This is a genomic window from Burkholderia ubonensis subsp. mesacidophila (assembly GCF_002097715.1).
GTDB classification, from domain to species: Bacteria; Pseudomonadota; Gammaproteobacteria; order Burkholderiales; family Burkholderiaceae; genus Burkholderia; species Burkholderia mesacidophila.
This window is the reverse complement of sequence record NZ_CP020738.1, coordinates 22,292-39,597: the sequence shown is the minus strand read 5'-3', so window position 1 is coordinate 39,597 and position 17,306 is coordinate 22,292. Positions and strand designations below refer to the sequence as shown.

The following is a 17,306-nucleotide window of genomic DNA, read 5'->3' as shown; positions in this document are numbered from 1 at the left end:
CATACGCATTGGCACATGGCACAACGGTACGGCACGTCGCAACGGCAGGAGCTTTCGCAACGACGGATAACGCTCGATCCGCGAACGCTGCTTGAGCGGTTCGGCGGCTCGCTTTCGAATCCGCGCAGCTATGCCCGGTTTCAAGTCACGCTGGCAGTGTTCGCTTGCGTGCTCGCCTTCATCTGGCTGCCGATCACCATCGTGATGGTCATGCTGCAGGTCTGGTTCTCGTGGCAGCGTCACGAGATGCCGATGCGGTATCCGAAGGATCTCGGCGGAATCGACCCGACGCTCGACGTCGAGAAGCCGAACCCGAAAGGCAGCGGCGAAATCATCGAGCGCAACGCCGCCGCCGGGATCCTGCATATCGGCAACCAGCGCTCGATCGACAGGGCGGAGCACCTCAAGGAGCTCTGGGTGACGGATTCGGATGCGCGAACGCACATGCTGCTCATGGGCACGACCGGCAGCGGCAAGACCGTCACGTTGCTGAGCTTGTGCTTCAATGCGCTCGCGTGGGGATCCGGGTTCTTCTACTCCGACGGGAAGGCGGATTCCAGCCTTCACGCGGCGGTGTGGTCGTTGTGCCGGCGCGTCGGTCGTGAGGATGACTACCTGGTTCTGAACTTCATGACCGGAGGGGCGGATCCGTACAAGAAGCGGAAATCGACCGACAAGTCCTCCAACGGAATGAACCCGTGGTACGAGGGCGGTCCGGACTTCCTGTCGCAGCTTTCTTCGTCGCTGCTGCCGAAGGCGAGCGGTGACGGCGCGCAGTGGCAGCAGAAAGCCGTCAACATGATGGACGCGCTCATTCGCACGCTGTGCTACGAGCGTGCAGTGGGCAACATCACGCTTTCGATTGGCGTGATCCGCGAGTATCTGGCGCTGCCGAATCTGGTCAAGCTGTATCTGAAGGGGAAGAAGGGCGAAATCCCGGAATTCGCATTCCTGCCGATCAAGGCCTACCTGGAGACCGGCTTGCCGGGTTTCAAGCCGGATCAGGCCGACAAGCCGGAAAAGTGGGATCAGACCGTCTGGGACCAGCACGGCTATCTCACCGGACAGTACGCGCGAACCCTGTCGATGCTGACGGACACCTACGGATACATCTTCAAGGAGAAGTACTCGGAAGTGGACATGATGGATGTGCTGCTTAACCGGCGCATTCTGGTGGTGATGATCCCGACGCTGGAGAAGTCGTCCCAAGAGGCGGCGAACCTCGGGAAGCTCGTCGTATCGAGCATTCGATTGATGATGGCGATGAACCTCGGGCACAAGCTCGAAGGGACGTACAAGGACATCATCGATACGAAGGCCACCAAGTCGCCGGCGCCGTACATCATCACGATGGACGAGCTTGGATACTATTTCGCGGAAGGTATCGCGCTGATGTTTGCGCAGGCGCGCAGCCTCGGGTTCATGATGATCGCGGCCGGCCAGGATATCGCCGCGATGGCGAAGGGCGAGAACAAGGAAGAAGTCGACTCGATGATCGCCAACACGAAGATCAAGTATACGTTGGCGCTCGAGGATCCCGACAAGACGCTGGAGGTCTTCAAGAAGGTCGCCGGCCAGGCGATCACGGTCGAGACGGGATCGTTCGAAGGCTCGGTGAACAATTTCACGACGACCAGCTACCGTCAGAACCTGACCGGTTCGATTCAGCGGCGAGATCGAATCGAGCTGCAGGAGCTCAAGGCGCTCAAGGAGATGCAGGGTGTCCTGATCTTCAAGGATCAGGTGACGCGCGCACGCAGCTTCACGTGGTTTCATTCGACCAAGTTCACCGACCTGCCGTTTCGGCTGAACCGGTTCCTGCAGGTCGATCGGCCGAAGCGCGAGGACCTGCAGGACAAGGTCAAGCCGATCGGTCGAGGCGATGCCCGCTTTACGACGATCGACCGGATCGTGAAGCAGATCCGGCTCGGGCACGTGCCGACGTATGCCGCGACGGCCGACCCGATCGTCGATGCCGTGCTCGACACCTATCGGGCGATCGAGCAGCACCACCCCGGCGAAACGGCCGTCAACCGCGGAATTGCCTATTACATGGCTGCTGTGGCGGCGATGCGCAAGCACAAGCCGGACGAGGCAGGCCGATACTGGGAGCCGATCGAGGTCGACTCCGCAACGTCGGATGATGCGCCGCCGGCTGAAGTGGAGGGCGAGGCCGAAACCCCCGTTGTCGCCAGCGCACCGGCCACGCGGGACGCGGCCGAGGACGGGGGCAATCCCGCCTATCACAACCCGCCGCTGGTCGAGAAGACGAACGGGGGCGCGGCGTTTGCGGATCCGGGCCGTCGATCCGCCGAGGACCCCGCGGCGGATCGTGCGCCGGGTGCGGCAGGCGTCGAAAGGTCATCGCCGGAGAAGGTGATCGGCTTCTCCGACAAGACCATCGAAACGCTGATCAAGATCGAGCGGGCCCGAAACAACGACAACCCGGTGGAGTCGGTGAAGGCGACCGAATCGGACATTGCCGCGCAGTTGCGATGGACCGCGCCGGTCGGCGAATGGCGCGACGCGGATATCGACCGGATGTTCAGCAACATCGAGGCGACGATCGGTCGCGCGGCAGGCAGGGCGAACGGATGATCGGACGAAGGGATTTTTGCAAGGCATTCGCGGCGGCGGCGGCGATGGCCCCGTTCGTATCGCCGGCGCGGGCGCGCGCCGAGCCGGCAACGGCCGTGCCGACGGTGCTGTGGGTCCGCCGCGGGCGAGACGAGGCCCGGATCGACTATTCGACGGACGAAGGCTTTCGCGCTGCTGCCTGGATGCTCCGGGACGTGCGCGCGGGCGTGGTGGGCGTGCCCGCGTGGAGCCTGCTCCAGCAATGGTCATGGATGCAGGCGTGGCTCGCTGCCTACGGTACGCATGCGCGCTTCGACATTCATTCCGGGCTGCGGACGAAGGCGACCAACGACTATTACGAGGGCGCGCTGTCGTCTTACCATCTTCCGGACAGCAACATGGTTTTTCGCGCCGGCGACTTCAGCTCGCCATCGGTATCGAGCGAGTACATGGGGCGCCTTGCCTACCTGTCGCAGCAGGGAGGCGTCGGATTCTACACACGGAATTTCACGCACACGGACGTTCGCGGCAGAGTCGCATTCTGGCGCTCGAAGTAACTTGACGTGATGCGTCACGTTCGTTCGGAATGGGCGGTCGATCGTTCACGAACGTGTAGGAAAGTAACAATTTGTTCCCTAATATTACTTCGTTGTCGATTGTGTGCAACCAATCGTTTGGTGCGTATAATCAACGCGATACACAATCCTAAGCGGGGTACCGTATGGTTTCCAGTGTTGCGGGACAAGGTCCAATTCCTGACGGCGCAACCTCTGCGCCGTCATTTTTTAGCCAGAAACCGATCACGAGCCTGGTGGGCGGAGCCCTCTACGTCAACAAGACGGTCCTCTCGGCGCGGACGAAAGCCGCTCCCGGCGCTTCTGCAGATGACGATGGTTTGTTTGCGCGGCTGATGGCCGCGATCAAGCGCTTCCTGGCTCACATTTGCCGGGTATTTCTTTCCTCCGTCTTCAAATCGGAGGGTGAGGACAGCAGTCGTGAGGATGGCGGCTCGACCTCTCCTACCCATTGCGGGATGCGCAAGACGCCGACCGTCTCCGAGACCGATCAAAACGTGATCGTCGACGGCCTGACGAAATCGGCGCTCGACCGTATCCGTCAGACGATTGACGAGATGGTCAACGTGGCGGTCGGCGATACGCTGCCGAACTCGCTCAAGGCTGCGCTCGGCATGCCGGAGCTGGGGCGTCGTCAGGCGTTCCGCGTGCTCCTGCAGCAGAACCTTGGCGACACGCGGCAGATGCGTGAAGTGTCCGCTGAACTGCGCGCTCGCATCGGGGAGATGGTCGAGCCGTTTGCGGCGGAGTACGAGATCGACAACACGACGGTGCTGGCGCTGTTCCGTGCCGACCTCGAAAGCGGGGGCGGCATCGCGAATCGCGTCGATCCCGACAGCGAGATCCGTGGTCACATGGCCGAATTGCAGCGGCTGGAGTCCGCGTTGGCCGCCCTTGCGAAGGCGCGCGGAACGATCAGTACGCAGGCGATCGTCGCGGGCGCCTACACGCGCGAGGAACTGGCGGCTGTCGTCGCCATGCAGGGCCTGGACACGGAATTTCTTTTCAAGGCGGAAGCCGCAGCGGGCGAGCCGGCCGACGCGCACGGCGACGCAGCGTCGCAGCTTGCTGTCGGGAATGTCATCGCGATGGTCGCCTATCGTTCGTCCGGTGAAGGGCGCGGGCCGGCAGACGAGGGGGCGCCGGAAACGGCAGCGCTTTCGCCCGAGCTGGCCGAGGCGCTGGATCGGCTGGTGGCGCAGGGCGTCATCGGGCAAGATGCCGCTCAGGCGATCGTGCTCGCTGCCAATCTGGATGCGGTGCTGAGCGACGAGTCCGAATTCGAGCTGCAAGTCGACGGTCACGGTGACGACTTGGGAGAAACCTTGAAAAAATCGAATGCTGCAAAGTCAGTGCCAAAATTATGAGTCTGAAAGACAACAAGGAACCGTTTCGTGCGCTGGAGCTCGAAAAATTTCGGGTGAAGCATGGTCTGACGATCAGTACAGCTTGCGAGCTGCTCGGATTGCAGCGGGCAAAGTGGGCTGAGTATCAAAAGAATCCGACGGTGCTTATCGACGATATGGCCGTCTGCATCATGATGACTTTCTACGAACGCCACCCTCGGACCATGCCGATCTCCCGAGTGGTCGATATCCGGCAGTGGATGCTCGATCACAACTATGATCCGGACAGCCCGCAAGACAAGAAGACGTTCGCGGGCGGGATCGGCCGGGAGGCTGCCGCAACCTACCGGTACATCAATGGTCAAGGCAGCGTCAGCAAGCCTGTCGAGCGGCTTCTGGAGGCCGTCGACCGATTGCCGACGGATTCAGGGAAAAAGAAGCGCGCCGAGCTGGAAAGTGTGGCAAGGGAAGTCGCGGATCGCATGGGTGTTCGCGATCCGCTGACGCGGGGGTCCTGGCGTCGTGAAAGCTAAGAGAAGCTGAAGGGGGGGAAATGATAAAAACGAAACGCCCTGGTGTCGACGTCACGGTTGTGCTGTTTTACAAACCGGGCAGTGTTCCCGCGAAGATTGACGTTAAGGAAATCTCGTTGCCGCTGCCGCGGCCGATACGAGGATACGTGACCGGGTTGTCCGGCCATCAGCGCATGGACGGCATGATGTACGCGCGCCAGTTTGCCGATGCGAAGCGGCTGGAGATGCTGGTCGTCGATCTGCTCGTCGGCTTCGATCGACCGATGTACCCGAAGGTGTTGCCGCCGGAGCTGGTTCACGAGCATGACGTGCTGAACCTGTTCCGTGCGTCGAAGAGCCTGATTGCCGAGATTGCGGAGCACTGGCAAGAGTGGATCGTGGCGGATGAGGGCGAAGGTGCGCTGGTTCACTATGACTGGTCGCGCCCGGCCGACTTCGTGGCGCGACGCCCGGACCTGCTCCCGAAGCTGCTGAAGCTGAAGGAGTATGCGCATATCAACCTGGTGACGCACCCGGTGATTGCGTCTTACAGTGACCGGTCGTTGACCGCAACGTCATTCCGGGTCGGGTATCCGAAGATCGAGCGCGCCGTCGCACGATTCCATCCGGACATCGAAATCGTCGTGTAGGCATCCTGCACAGGGAAGCCCCGCTGCCTGCCAGGGTGCGTATGGCCCCGCGTCACCGAGAGGTGCGCGGGGCTTTTTGCTGTGACGCGCGACGGCACGCACCCGCCAACGGTTTCTTGACTGTCAGGCAACTAGTCGAGAACATTTTTATAACTACGTATCGTATAATCGATACGAAATTATGGAGTGGCCGTGACGGAAGACGCGGTGGCGCGTCGGCAAAGGGAGGGTGAGCAGGGTGGAAAGGACATTGGCAAACGAGCAGGCCGCGGCCGAGGGTCAGTCGGCTCGGCTCGAAATGACCCCGTTGGGGTGGCTTGTCGCAATCTTGCTGTTCGGTGGTGCGAGCTTCATGGCGTGGCAACACTTCCGCGACGTCAGGCGGTCGGCGCCAACCGCTGTTCAGCCTGCGCCCGGTGCGCAGCGCGAGGTCGCAGGCGTGACGGCTGCGCCGACCGTGGAGCAGATGCTTGAGAAGGAGCGCCGCGAGCGCGCGCAGCAAATCGTGGCATGGCGGGCGGTCTCCGCGGCAAGCCGTGAACGTGTCGCCGAGCTGGAGGGCGTCTTGCAGGCCCTCAATGCGAAGGTGGATGCAATCCAGAAGGCGCCGGCGGCAGTGCCGATGCGCGCCGCGCGCGACGAGGCCGCGGACACGGCGCGGATCGCGCGCAAGTCCGCCGAAGCGGCCAAGGCTGCGGTTGCGATCGATGTCGCAGCGCTTCCGATCGAGTCGGTGTCGGCGCAGGCCATGAACTTGACGGGTTTCTCGAGGGGCGTGGTGGTCGTCGGCAACCAGAAGCTTGCCGTCGGTCAGTCGTTGCAGCAGGGCGAATCGATCATCGCGATCGACCCCGAAAGCCGATCGATCGTGACCAATCGCCGAATTATCAACGTGACGAATTGAGGTGTGGGATGAGTCAAGGTCGCTTCTTGACGCGAATTGGGATCGGTCTTGGTTTGATGCGCCGATCGGTTCCGGACGTGCGGATGCAAACGATCAACGACCCGGCGAACGTTCAGGTGCGGCGCGCTGCTGCGCCCGCACAGCCGGGCGCCGCGCAGCCGACGGTGCAGCGCCACCGCGCGCAGATGCAGCAGGTGTCGCCGCATGTTTCCCAAGGGGGGGCTGCCACGGCACCCGCTGCGCCGGCTTCTGCGGGCGCGCGTTCGGCGCCGTCGCCGGCGCCGCAACTTCCCGATGGGTTGCCCGGGCGGACGCGGGAAGAGGACATTCATACCGTGATGCCGGTCGGGGCGCAGCTCACCGGCGACCTGACGATCGAGGAGAGCATCGTCCTGCGCTGCGTGGTTCGCGGCAACGTCACCCAGTCTGGCGACCATCAGGTCGTTCTCACCGACACCGGCGGCATTCATGGGACATTGCGAGCGAATACGGCCGTCATCGGCGGAACGGTTGAGGGCGATGTGTTCGCGGATCGGGTGGTCATTCTCGAAACCGGTGTCGTCCACGGCAATGTCGAATACGTGACGATGGCCATGAGGGAAGGCGCTTTCGTCAATGGCACGCTGCAGCGCAAAGTGCCGAATGTCCTCGATCCGTCGGACGGCGCATCAGCCGCGCTCGTGCATGCCGCGCCGGGCAGCCTCAGGGCGGTCGCGACGGACGAGCGCGCAGCATGACGGAGGGGCGCTCGCGACGGTCGTCGGCATGGCTTCTCGTGGCGTGGAGCGGGTTCTGCGCGCTCCTGGCCACATCTCGTTTCCCCCATTTCCTGATCGTCTGCGAGGCCGTCGAGGCAACCTTCGGCAATAGCGCGAACGATGCGGTGGTGTCCCGCGTCATGCTTTCGATGGTTGCTTGCCTGTGGGCGGTGGGTTGCGGCGCATTCATCGGGCGGCGCGGTGTGCGTGGCCGGACCCGCACGCGGTCGGAAGCCAATGTCGAAACGCGGCGCGGGCAGCGTTGAAGCATGCGGCCATCCTTCTGATGGCAACGACTTTCCGTTCGGGCTGCATGGCCAGCAACGGATCGACGAAGGCCGGATTCAACAACGTCCAACTCCAGTGACGAAGTTCATGAAGCTCATTCCAAAATTCGGCGCGCTCGAATGGCTGTTCATTCCGCTGATTGCGCTCACGGTGGCGATGTGGATTCACGACCGGCTTCCCGCGTCGGCCGACGAGATTGCGGCGGTGCGCGCGATCGCGGCGTCCAGCCAAGGCGCGCGAGCCGAAGTGGCGGCTGCGATGGCGACGATGCCGGAAATGGACAAGCGCGAGATTCGCGAACTGCGCGAGCGCGCCGCCGCGCGTACTGCGTCGGCATCCCGATCGGCAGGCGATCCTGTTGCTGCGGAAATGGCCCGCGAACGTGACCGATTGTCGGCGCAGTCCGTCACGGACATGACGCCGGCGGATCTCGTTCGATGGGCATTGCTCGCGTCCCGGCGGCATCTGACGCTGGTCCTGGGCGGCGTCATCGGCGTGTGCGCGATGCTGATCGTGCGTCGCAGGGAGTGCCGTCGACGTGTGCCGAGCGGGAATTCGAAGTGAAAGGCGCGGGAAGAAGCGCGTGGGCGGATGCGATGCGGATTTGCTTGGGCAAGTTTGGAGACGCGCGGAAACAGGACGGAGGAGAGGGGCGAAAGCCCCTTTTTTCACATCGGCCGATCGTTGCGAAGCCACACATCGGCTGAATCGGTATTCGATCGGCCAGAACGGGACTGGACGCGTGCGCATCGTAATCCGGCTGTCGTGCGACAGGCGAGGGTGAGATTTTACGGGAGCGAAAAAAACCGGTTGCGTGCAACTAACCGTCTGATCGCCGGGCACCCGCCGAGCTGTGCCGGCAAACGAATACCGGCTGCTTTGCAAGCGTGTGGCGACTGGACATCAGAAAGGAAACGGAATATTATTGGACGCAAATCAATGCGTATCGTATAGATAATACGGAAATTTGGGATATCCGGCAGCCGGAATGCCTGTTGCTTGTTCTCATCCTTTCCTTGATGGAGCGATCATGAGCCCCGCCGGAATGGCAGAAAAGGCGAAGTCCGCACCGCGTGCCGGTGTGCAGCGCGGAGACAAACGCTTCGACACGGCGGCATGGGCGCCGTCGAGCAGACCGGACAGCTGCGCATTGTGCGCTATTCCTTGCCGCGACTGCTGCGATTGGCGGGTTGACGCGATGATCCAAGGCAATTCCGTGAAGCGGGTCGAAAGAGGCCCCTGGATGGCAAATGATTGCCGCCGGGGCATCCACGATCGGTCGTCTCCCGGCTTCGTGCTCGATCAGCATCCGATGACGCGAACCGCACCAGCCAGGGCGACTGCCGGACGGCCGATGAGGTTCGACTCATCGACGATCGCGATGCACTCGGCGAAGAGGCATGCGTCGTCGATCCGGAAACGGCGGTGGATCTGATTGAGACGCATCAAACATAGAGGTTAGAAATGGCATTGGACGACAATATCGAGCTGGTGCGGACGCTGCAGAAAACCGGCGACCACTTGGCCCGTCTCGCGGGCTACATGAGCATCGGCGTGCAGCCGAGCCGGGAAAACATCGTCAACGCGCAGCGTTGGTACAACGAAGCGTCTTCGCGCCTGGAGCCCGTGCTGAAGGAGGCCGAGGAAAACAAGGCGTCGCAGCGCATGCGGCAAGTGTTCAGGGGATAAATGCGGCATTGCGCCGGCGGGTGTCGCTCGTCCGTCCAGGGCGCGCCACGGAGCGTCGAACGGCGGATTCGACATGTTTGCGGACGCCGTTCCGCGCGCGCTGGCGCGGAGCGACATTCCCGCCATGCGTGACCAGAATCGGCAGCGGCCCTGGGCGGCATAGGGGCCGGCAATTCCGGTGTGCATCTTGTAACGATTTGATTACGTATAATTGCAATGATATGAATTCAAATGGTGAGCCATGGACGGGTTGAGGATGCCGGTCGAGCACCATCTGGCGTTGGCCCGCTACTACGACACGGTGCTCGAGTGCACGTTCGAACTCGGAGGGGAGCGGTGCGAGGCATCGGAAGTGTTCCATCGCGAAGGATTTCTCCCGCTGATTGTCGAGGTCGCGAGCAGCCGAAGCATGCGGACCTTCAATCAGCCGCTCAAGGCCGAAATCGTCGCACATGAAAGTGCGCTGCTTGGAAAGTCGGTGGTTTTGCCGGACGAAGGCGAGCAGCGTGCCTTGCTGTTGCTCATGCATGCGGCCGAACTCGTCTTCAAGCCGGTGCGCGGCAAGACGATCGAGTTGTACCCGATTTTCGAATACTGCTGGATGGCGCCGGAAAAACGCGCTCGCGCCGCCTGGCAGCCCACCGATATTTGAGAGGTCACCATGCTCATCCGGAAACCCGTCCGGCTCGCGGTCGTCTGCGTCTTGACGATCTCGATCGCACAGCAGTCGTTTGCGGGCTCGTGCACGATGCGCACGCAGATGGAATCGGCGCAAGAGATCGAGAGGACGCGTCGCCAGGCCAGTATCGAACCCGATCAAAAGCAGCTGGAATTGTTCAACCAGCTCGAGCAGGCATGCCTGGAGAATTTCCCGGACGTGAATACGCAAGGGCTGTTGGGCGGACAGATCATTTCGATGTTCCTCAACAAGGTCAAGCAAACGTCATGCAAGAACCTGGCCGACAAGGCGCGAAAGACCACGCAAGAGGCCATGGCACAGGCGCAGCAGGCGGCCCAAAAGGCCATCGACGACCTGCAGAACAAGGTGACGGGGGCGCTCAATGGCGCCGGCGTGCCGCCGGGCGCGACGAACGTGCTGATCGATTCGACGAAGGGGATGATCAACGACGCGATCCAGTCCGAATCCTCGCGGGGAATCCTTGACCAGATCAGCGGCAGCCTGGGGAGGTTGTTCCAATGAAGAAGGCAATTTGCTCAGCAGTCGTGGCTTTGGCGGCGCTCATGTCGTCGAGCAGTGCGTTTGCGGTGTGCGACCAATGCGTGGTTGGGGCCGTCACGGCCGCGTCAGGTGCGATTACGAGTGCCATCAGCGGGATGAGCACGTCGCTAGCTTTGTTGCTGCGCTCTATCGATTCGAATATCGGGGGGGTTGGAACAAAGGTGGCTGACGCCATCGTACAGACCGGGAGATCCCAGCGGGATTTGTTGGCCTTGATACATCGGCAGCAGCTCGAGGAGCGTATCAACCGGGAAACCGAGCTGCCGCTGGATCCATGCGCGACGTCGTCGAGCAACTATGCGGGCCAGGCCGTCAAGAGCACCAACAGCAAGTCGTCGAGCTATCGGCCGGGTGGCTCGACGGTCAGCAGCGCACCGTTGAACAAGGCGCTGAATGGGGCGCCTGCCGCGGTCGAAGCATCGCGGCGCGCCTCCTTGTCGATCCATCAGGCGAAGTACTGCTCGGCGATCGAGGTGCAGCAGGGTTACCCCGGCTGTTCGTCATCGAACATGCCGGATGCGGATGCGAGCGCCGATTCGCTGTTTACCGGCGCGGGCAAGCCCGGCAAGGATGCGGACATGACGTTCACCACGGAGCAGGAAGAGGCGGCGCGTGCCTACATTCGCATGTCGGTGGATCCGCAGCCTCCGGAAAGCATCTCCAAGGCGGAGGCGGGCACGGAGGCCGGCAAGCTGTACATCGCGATGCAGAAGGCTTATCAGGCGAATATCACGTCGGCCCAGAAGTCGATGAACGACGAACTCGCATCGCATATGCCGTTTCCCGGAAGCGCCAAGCTGATTCAGGAGCTCAAGCAGGCGGACGCCGCGGCAAAGTATTTCGACGCGACTGCGTCGAGCGTGGCGAAGAGCACCGGGACCATGAGCCTCGCGGAGCTGCAGGAATTCGAGGCGGGCCGGCGCTGGCGCAACCCCTATTGGCAGATCGAATTCGCGACGCTCGCCGATCCGACGAAGCTGGCGCGCGAACAGCTTTTCGTGTCGGCGTTCATGGCGGATATCCAGTACCAGCAGTTCGCGAAGAGCAAGCATATCGACGTCCTGCTGGGCCAGATCCTTGCTGCGCTGACCCGGACAGGCGACCGGCCTGCAATCGAGGCGCAGCTCCAGCGTGTGCGGGCAACGAATGCGAGGTGACGAGATGATGCATCGAGAACAGGTAATTCCGGCGCCGGCGAGCCGGCTGGCGATGTTCCGGCTCGGCCGGGTCGATAGCGGTGTCAAGCGCATCGCGGCCAGCGCGCAGCGATTCCGCGACGCGGTCGAATCCGCGTTGAGCGGGGGCGGCGATGACGCTGCGTCCGAGACGGGGGTGACGAAGGCATTCGTCGCGTCGTACCAGGCGTTTGCGGAATCGCTGGAGGGCGCGCGTGCCGGTGGCGTCGTCAAGGGGGCCACCGTCGACGTGCTGGAATCCATCATGAAGAAGATGCGCGCCGACTACGCTGACGGCCTGACTGCGTTGCGCAAGGGGGTCTCTCGATTGGAACAGCATGGTCCTGTGTCGTTGCGCGACTTCTGCTCGGCGGCCGGCGACAAGATCGATCGGCTCGAGCAGTTCTGGCAGACCACCTACCAGAATGCGGCCAGGATAAAGATGTGAATGCGGGCGTAGGTGACGTTGATCGTCGACCGACGGGCAATATTCGTTGCTTCGTTCTATTGAGTATGTTTGTTTGTATCGACACGTGACCAAGGGGATGCCATGTCGAACGTCGAGCGTTTTCAGCCGCGCGTTGCAGCAGCGTTCAGGGGGACGCCGCAGCGCACGTCGTTGCGGGCCGTGCCGGACAAGGTATCGGAGGCAAAGCGTGTGCTCGAACGCTGCCGCGACACGGAGCGTGCCGCGACCCTCCGTGAGAGGGCGGACACGCTCACCCTCGCGTATATCGCGATCGGCGCGCGCGACGCGATCCGGTCAAGAACGGCCGGGATATCGCTGGATCGCTTCGACGGCGAATTGGGCCTTGTGGAGCGGGCCGTTGCGCACGTGAAGATGCTCGACTCGGTAGCCGACTGGTTTGACGCGCGTGGCGGCCATCCACGGGTGTTCGAGCAGGAAGTCGCGGAGTGTTTCGGGTATGCATTCGCGGCCGATCAGCTGATGCGCGACGCATGCACGGAAACCGATGCTCAGCTTGTACTGGTCTCGGTCATGCTGGCGGCCGGATATCGGGAAGCGGATATCGACACGGCGATCGCCGATATCGCGGTGGCTCAGGCAAGCCCTGATTGCGCGAATCCAGGCGGATCGCTCCGTCGAGCGCGCCCGAATTTGTAAATATCAACGACGGGTGGGGCGATCAAACGTCTTACTCGACACCGGGCGCAGAGCTGATACGGCACACCTTCCCCAGCGATGCGCGCGTCACCTTTGCCTTTGGTGCCGCGCGCGGACGCTGCGTATCGTGCGTTCCGCGGTCAACGCGGGGCGCTTGGAAGCAGGGGGCATGGCGTCGCGCTGCCCTACATCCGCATGCGACGCGGCTGCTCGACGGCTGGCGCGGGAATGCTTTCCGCATGGTCGCGCCGCGAGGATCCCAGAAGGGCCTGTGCCCACTCGGCCGTCAATTGCGAGAGGGTGCGAATGCGCTGATACGGGTCGGTGAAATGTTGCGCGAACTCGTAGCACTCGGCTGCATCGTGGACGGTGGGATTCGTGATCGCGGCGACCGGTGATCCGCCCAGGCGCTGCCAGATACCCGGCATCGTTCGAGATGCGACGAATTGCTCCGCGGACGACAGCTCGCGCTGCTGGACGATCTCGAGCAGGCGCGTCGCGTCGGGATCCGCGGCCATTGTGTCGACGGGATTGCGCAATGCGATCGGCCTGCCTGAGACGATCAGGTTCGGGGAGATCGCGTAGTCGAGTGCGATGTACGCAGCGTGCTGGACGTCGTCCCGCTCGGCACTGACGGTGAAGTGATCGCCTCGCTTCATGAAGAGCGCTTGCTCGCACGCCGAAAGCGCGATCGGGTCGTGCGCCGGATCATGGTGACGAGGTGTCCCGGATACCCGCAAGACCGTCAGTGGGCCCGCGAACGATTCGATGTGGACCGGCGCGCAGTTGTTCAGTGCTGACCGGGGCGTCGCGCCGGTTCGTTGTTGAACGACGCGCATCGCGCGTATATAGGCGTCCACTTGCGCAGTATTCTCGCCTTCGCATCGGAAGGCATCGTTCGGATCGAAGTACAGGCGGACGGAGTGCGGCGCAAGCATGGAAACCTCTCACGGATGGAAGCGGGGGAATGCTTGGGTGGCTGCGTGGGCGTCATGGGGCGGGGCCTCGTCATCGCCGACGAGCGTGACGGTTGCTTCAGCGCCGATGCCGTGCCGGGAAGCGGATCGGCATCGGTTTGACTCCCTGTCCTATAGCATGTATCGTTGTAATTATACGGAAATTGGCGAGGGATTGTACCGTCCTTTTCGTATCGGGAATGCGCCGAGGGGGGATCCCTGCACCCCTCCGGCGTAAACCCGTCGTATCCCCCTCCTCGTGCGCCGGATGGAGGCTTTGGCGTCCATTCGGCCTCTTTTTTGGAAGCGAGCCAGTGTCATGTCGAGCAGCTTCTCTCTTCTGCTGAGTGCCCGCGTCGCGGTGGCAACGTATTTCTTCTCGAACGGGCCATTCCAGCTGATGCGGGATGCGGTATCGCTTGCCAGGGATGGCGGTGTGGTCCGAGCCGGAGAGGGCCTGGATATGGCGACTCCGCTTCTTCAGTCGAGCGCGGGCGTTGTGCATCCTTACCGCACGCTGCTGGCGACTGTTCGAACCGAATACGAACACGCATACCGGACGCATGTGCCGGTTTGCGGCGCATTTTTTGCGCTTGCGGGCCGCGGTGGATGGGTGCAGATAAGAAGCATGGAGCGGGGCGGCGCGCACGGATCGATAACCGTGTCGTCCCGGAATGCCCGCGAGATTTTCGGATTGCTCAGGCGGCCGCCCGGTTCCTATCAACTGCGCAGGGAGCAGCAGTTCGTGTCCGGATCCCACTTCGTCCGTGTCGACGATCCGACGGCGAGCCATTTCGGGCAGCTCTATCTCGAGGTGGGTCATCCGTCTCGCAGCGGCATGTACTTTGGAAACCCTGCCACCGAGCATCTGAATCTGTCGGCATTGCTCGCGCTCGAAAGTCGCGTTGCCGTGCTGACACGGCGAGTGCTTGCCCCGGCAGTGCCCGGCGGACTGTCGGCAAGGGCTTGAGCCTCGGGCGACGACTGAAAGCGCCGGGGAAGCGGGCACGTTGACGAACACGCGCAGCGGGATCGAGTGCGACGGCCTGCCGGTCGTCATGGTGGAGGGAGCGGGCGGCTGCGTTGCATTCGATGCGATTCGACCGCGCTGATCGTCGAGACGGAGTCAGACAGACATGCAGCAGTTCATACAGGAATTAGCGTCGCTACCGAAGTGGTTCAGCGTGGGGTGTGCGGCGATCATGGGTCTTGCGATCGGGAGTTTCCTGACCGTCGTGGTGCATCGGCTGCCGGTCGTGCTCGAACGCGCATGGGCGCGCGATGAAGGTCGATCTGTCGATGGCGGGACGTACAACCTGTGCGTGCCTCGATCATCCTGTCCGTCCTGCGGTCACTTTCTGAGACCGTGGGAAAACATCCCCGTGTTCAGCTTCATTCTGCTTCGGGGGCGCTGCAGCGCCTGCGGGGCGGCTATTCCCTGGCGGTATATCGCGATCGAGGTCTCGTCCGCCTGTCTGGCGGTCGCGACCGTCTACACATTCGGCGTCACCGGCAAGGCGTGTGCCGCGTATCTCTTTGGCGCCTCGTTGCTCGCGCTCGCGTGCATCGACATGAAGACGGGGTTGCTGCCGGACGTGATGACCCTTCCTTTGCTCGCTTGCGGGTTGCTGGTCAATGCGCTCGGCGGCTTCGTGACGCTGCCGGATGCGCTCGCGGGCGTGGTTGGCGGGTGTGCGGCGCTCGGCGTCGTGCTGGTGGTGTCGCTTCTTATCACGCGCCGGGAAGGCATGGGTATCGGCGACATCAAGCTGTTTGGGGCAATTGGCGCGTGGCTCGGATTCTGGGCGATACCTCAGGTGTTTCTGTTGTCGTTTGGTCTTGCGGCGGCGCACGGCGTCTTCATGCTGGCGAGACGCGACGCTCGGCTGCAAGACGCCATGCCGTTCGGTCCGTTCATCGCGATCGCCAGCGCTTTCACGCTCTTTGCCGGCGTGGTGATCCGATGACGCAATTGAATTTCCCCAACGGCCACATGGTCGCCATGCGCGCGAAAGCGAAGACGCCGGTCGCGTTCTTCCACATCGTCAGCAAGGAAGGCGTCGACATGGGCTGGATCGGCTTTTGCGAAGCCATCGGCGAGGCGATGATCCCGGCGCTGCTTCATCCCGACGGCGTCGAAGGCGCCGAAAAGCGCGCCCTGAACGATCCGCCGGCGGTGATCGGCATTTATAACGGCGAGTCGTACGTGCCGCATGCGTGGATCAGGAAGGTCCTGAAGGGAGAGCGGGATCTGTTCGTGATAGACGCAATGAAAGTCGCGGCAGAGAACGGCTTCAGGCAATCCCGAGGCGAACCGCCCGAAGAGGCGCCGCGCACGGCGGAAAGCCAGCCGCACGAAAACGATGACGAAACGAATCGTGACCACGGCAGCCACGATGGCGAGCGCGGCGGTATTATCCAGCGGCTGCGCCGCTGGCGCATCCTGGGCCGTCGCTGACGGCGCGGCGGTTTGGACCGTCAAGGCTGGCCGCGCGACCCGCCAGGACATGCTCGCGAAGTTGGCGACCAGTACTGCAACGAACGGGGCCGGCAAACCGGCACGATATCGAACGATATCGTGCCCGGGCATGCGCTGCTCGCTTACTTCGGCGCGGGTGGCCGGGCCGCCGGCGCAGGCGCATCGACCGGCGCGATCTTGCCGTACTCATAGCGATAGCTGACTGCCTGCTCTTGCCCGACGTCAAACGTCGCCGTCGCGGCAAGCTTCCGATCGTGCAGAAACAGTTCGCCTTCGACTTCCTGCAGGACATGGTGGCTCGTGGCGCGGAGAACCTGACCGACGTAGTCCTTCCCGTGAACAGCCTCGGCGACCTGCACCGGCCGGCCGTCCTTGAGCGAGGCCGACAGCAGCTTCCGGGAGGCCAGGCGCTGCATGTACGGCTCGGCCAGCTTCTCGGCGACCCATGGCACCTCGATATCCTTGGCGGGAAATTCGACCTGCTCGTGGGCCTTCGTCGCCACCAGGCGAGCATCGTCTTCCGAGTTGTCCCATACGGTTGCATGATCCGCATGCTCGAAGGCAGCCGGCAGCAAGTCCATCGCCGCGACATACCGTCGGCGGACCGTATCCGGAGGCACGGCGTGGCCGCCGGTGGCAACGCGGTCGGCGACACGCCCGACGTTGATTTCGGGATCCTCGGTCGTGACGAAGACGAGCGACACTTGATAGCCGTGCGCCTTTGCCTGTGTCATGAGCGCAACCTTTTCGGGTGTCGACATGACCGTCTCGAAAGCAAAGTCACGCCCCTCGCTCAGCGCCTTCAGGCGTTGCTCCTCGGCGATTCGAGCGGCCTCCCGGTTTCGCTCGCGATCGTCCGGGATGTCGCTCGCCAGGTTGCGTGCGATGTCGTCGGCGTTGATGTACTCGCCCGAAAAGTCTTCGAGATTGTCGAGGAGTGTCTTGGTGATGGTGGATTTCCCCGAGCCGTTCGGCCCGGCGAAGATAATGACAGCGGGTGGTCGTTTTTCTTCGATGTTGGCAGTCATTCG

The 17,306-nt window shown here is 62.7% G+C and carries 20 protein-coding genes; 18 read left to right on the top strand and 2 right to left on the bottom strand.

What is annotated here, in order from left to right; genetic code table 11:
- The first annotated feature begins 15 nt into the window (after positions 1–15).
- The 15 genes from B7P44_RS17845 (at position 16) to B7P44_RS17780 (ending at position 12,840) form a co-directional block, all read left to right on the top strand.
- On the top strand, positions 16–2,598 hold the full coding sequence (locus B7P44_RS17845; RefSeq protein ID WP_084906865.1) for a type IV secretory system conjugative DNA transfer family protein: 2,583 nt from the start codon (positions 16–18) through the stop codon (positions 2,596–2,598).
- 95 nt (positions 2,599–2,693) lie between these two features.
- Positions 2,694–3,134, top strand: coding sequence for a D-Ala-D-Ala carboxypeptidase family metallohydrolase (locus B7P44_RS17840; protein ID WP_157915385.1), 441 nt, complete (start codon positions 2,694–2,696; stop codon positions 3,132–3,134).
- Positions 3,135–3,298: 164 nt separating this feature from the next.
- Entirely contained in the window at positions 3,299–4,519 is a 1,221-nt protein-coding gene (locus B7P44_RS17835) for a hypothetical protein (RefSeq protein ID WP_133118040.1), read from the top strand.
- A complete protein-coding gene (locus tag B7P44_RS17830; protein ID WP_084906859.1) occupies positions 4,516–5,031 on the top strand; it encodes a hypothetical protein in 516 nt (171 codons plus the stop codon). The genes B7P44_RS17835 and B7P44_RS17830 overlap by 4 nt, the downstream gene beginning before the upstream one ends.
- Positions 5,032–5,051: 20 nt before the next feature.
- Positions 5,052–5,660, top strand: a complete 609-nt coding sequence (locus B7P44_RS17825; protein WP_133118041.1) for a hypothetical protein — start codon at positions 5,052–5,054, stop codon at positions 5,658–5,660.
- 250 nt (positions 5,661–5,910) lie between these two features.
- Positions 5,911–6,564 (top strand): hypothetical protein, encoded by a 654-nt coding sequence (locus tag B7P44_RS17820; protein WP_133118042.1) that lies wholly within the window; start codon positions 5,911–5,913, stop codon positions 6,562–6,564.
- Between the two features lie 83 nt (positions 6,565–6,647).
- Complete coding sequence (locus tag B7P44_RS17815; RefSeq protein WP_157721075.1) at positions 6,648–7,301, top strand: bactofilin family protein; 654 nt, start codon at positions 6,648–6,650, stop codon at positions 7,299–7,301.
- Positions 7,298–7,588 (top strand): hypothetical protein, encoded by a 291-nt coding sequence (locus B7P44_RS36395; protein WP_133118043.1) that lies wholly within the window; start codon positions 7,298–7,300, stop codon positions 7,586–7,588. Before B7P44_RS17815 ends, B7P44_RS36395 begins: the two co-directional genes overlap by 4 nt.
- A gap of 109 nt (positions 7,589–7,697) precedes the next feature.
- A complete protein-coding gene (locus B7P44_RS17810) occupies positions 7,698–8,174 on the top strand; it encodes a hypothetical protein (protein WP_133118044.1) in 477 nt (158 codons plus the stop codon).
- A 900-nt stretch (positions 8,175–9,074) separates the two neighbouring features.
- Complete coding sequence (locus B7P44_RS17805; RefSeq protein ID WP_084906852.1) at positions 9,075–9,299, top strand: hypothetical protein; 225 nt, start codon at positions 9,075–9,077, stop codon at positions 9,297–9,299.
- 256 nt (positions 9,300–9,555) lie between these two features.
- On the top strand, positions 9,556–9,951 hold the full coding sequence (locus B7P44_RS17800; protein WP_084906850.1) for a hypothetical protein: 396 nt from the start codon (positions 9,556–9,558) through the stop codon (positions 9,949–9,951).
- Positions 9,952–9,960: 9 nt separating this feature from the next.
- Positions 9,961–10,500, top strand: coding sequence for a hypothetical protein (locus tag B7P44_RS17795; RefSeq protein ID WP_084906849.1), 540 nt, complete (start codon positions 9,961–9,963; stop codon positions 10,498–10,500).
- Positions 10,497–11,696 carry a conjugal transfer protein TraW gene (traW, locus tag B7P44_RS17790; protein WP_133118045.1) on the top strand — a complete coding sequence of 400 codons (1,200 nt, stop codon included), beginning with the start codon at positions 10,497–10,499 and terminating at the stop codon, positions 11,694–11,696. Before B7P44_RS17795 ends, traW begins: the two co-directional genes overlap by 4 nt.
- Before the next feature lie 4 nt (positions 11,697–11,700).
- Positions 11,701–12,162, top strand: coding sequence for a hypothetical protein (locus tag B7P44_RS17785; RefSeq protein ID WP_133118046.1), 462 nt, complete (start codon positions 11,701–11,703; stop codon positions 12,160–12,162).
- A 102-nt stretch (positions 12,163–12,264) separates the two neighbouring features.
- A complete protein-coding gene (locus tag B7P44_RS17780; protein ID WP_084906844.1) occupies positions 12,265–12,840 on the top strand; it encodes a hypothetical protein in 576 nt (191 codons plus the stop codon).
- 185 nt (positions 12,841–13,025) lie between these two features.
- Here the strand turns inward: B7P44_RS17780 and B7P44_RS17775 are convergent, their stop codons facing one another.
- Positions 13,026–13,778: a hypothetical protein gene (locus B7P44_RS17775; RefSeq protein ID WP_084906843.1), complete on the bottom strand. Its 753-nt coding sequence runs from the start codon at positions 13,776–13,778 to the stop codon at positions 13,026–13,028.
- A 337-nt stretch (positions 13,779–14,115) separates the two neighbouring features.
- On the opposite strand from B7P44_RS17775, the gene B7P44_RS17770 reads away from it, so the two are divergent.
- The 3 genes from B7P44_RS17770 to B7P44_RS17760 all read left to right on the top strand — a co-directional run bounded on the left by B7P44_RS17770 (position 14,116) and on the right by B7P44_RS17760 (position 16,254).
- A complete protein-coding gene (locus tag B7P44_RS17770; protein ID WP_133118047.1) occupies positions 14,116–14,766 on the top strand; it encodes a hypothetical protein in 651 nt (216 codons plus the stop codon).
- A 166-nt stretch (positions 14,767–14,932) separates the two neighbouring features.
- Positions 14,933–15,763, top strand: coding sequence for a prepilin peptidase (locus B7P44_RS17765; RefSeq protein WP_084906839.1), 831 nt, complete (start codon positions 14,933–14,935; stop codon positions 15,761–15,763).
- Positions 15,760–16,254, top strand: a complete 495-nt coding sequence (locus B7P44_RS17760) for a hypothetical protein (protein ID WP_133118048.1) — start codon at positions 15,760–15,762, stop codon at positions 16,252–16,254. Before B7P44_RS17765 ends, B7P44_RS17760 begins: the two co-directional genes overlap by 4 nt.
- 143 nt (positions 16,255–16,397) lie before the next feature.
- Here the strand turns inward: B7P44_RS17760 and B7P44_RS17755 are convergent, their stop codons facing one another.
- Positions 16,398–17,303 carry an ATPase gene (locus tag B7P44_RS17755; RefSeq protein WP_084906836.1) on the bottom strand — a complete coding sequence of 302 codons (906 nt, stop codon included), beginning with the start codon at positions 17,301–17,303 and terminating at the stop codon, positions 16,398–16,400.
- Positions 17,304–17,306: the final 3 nt, after the last annotated feature.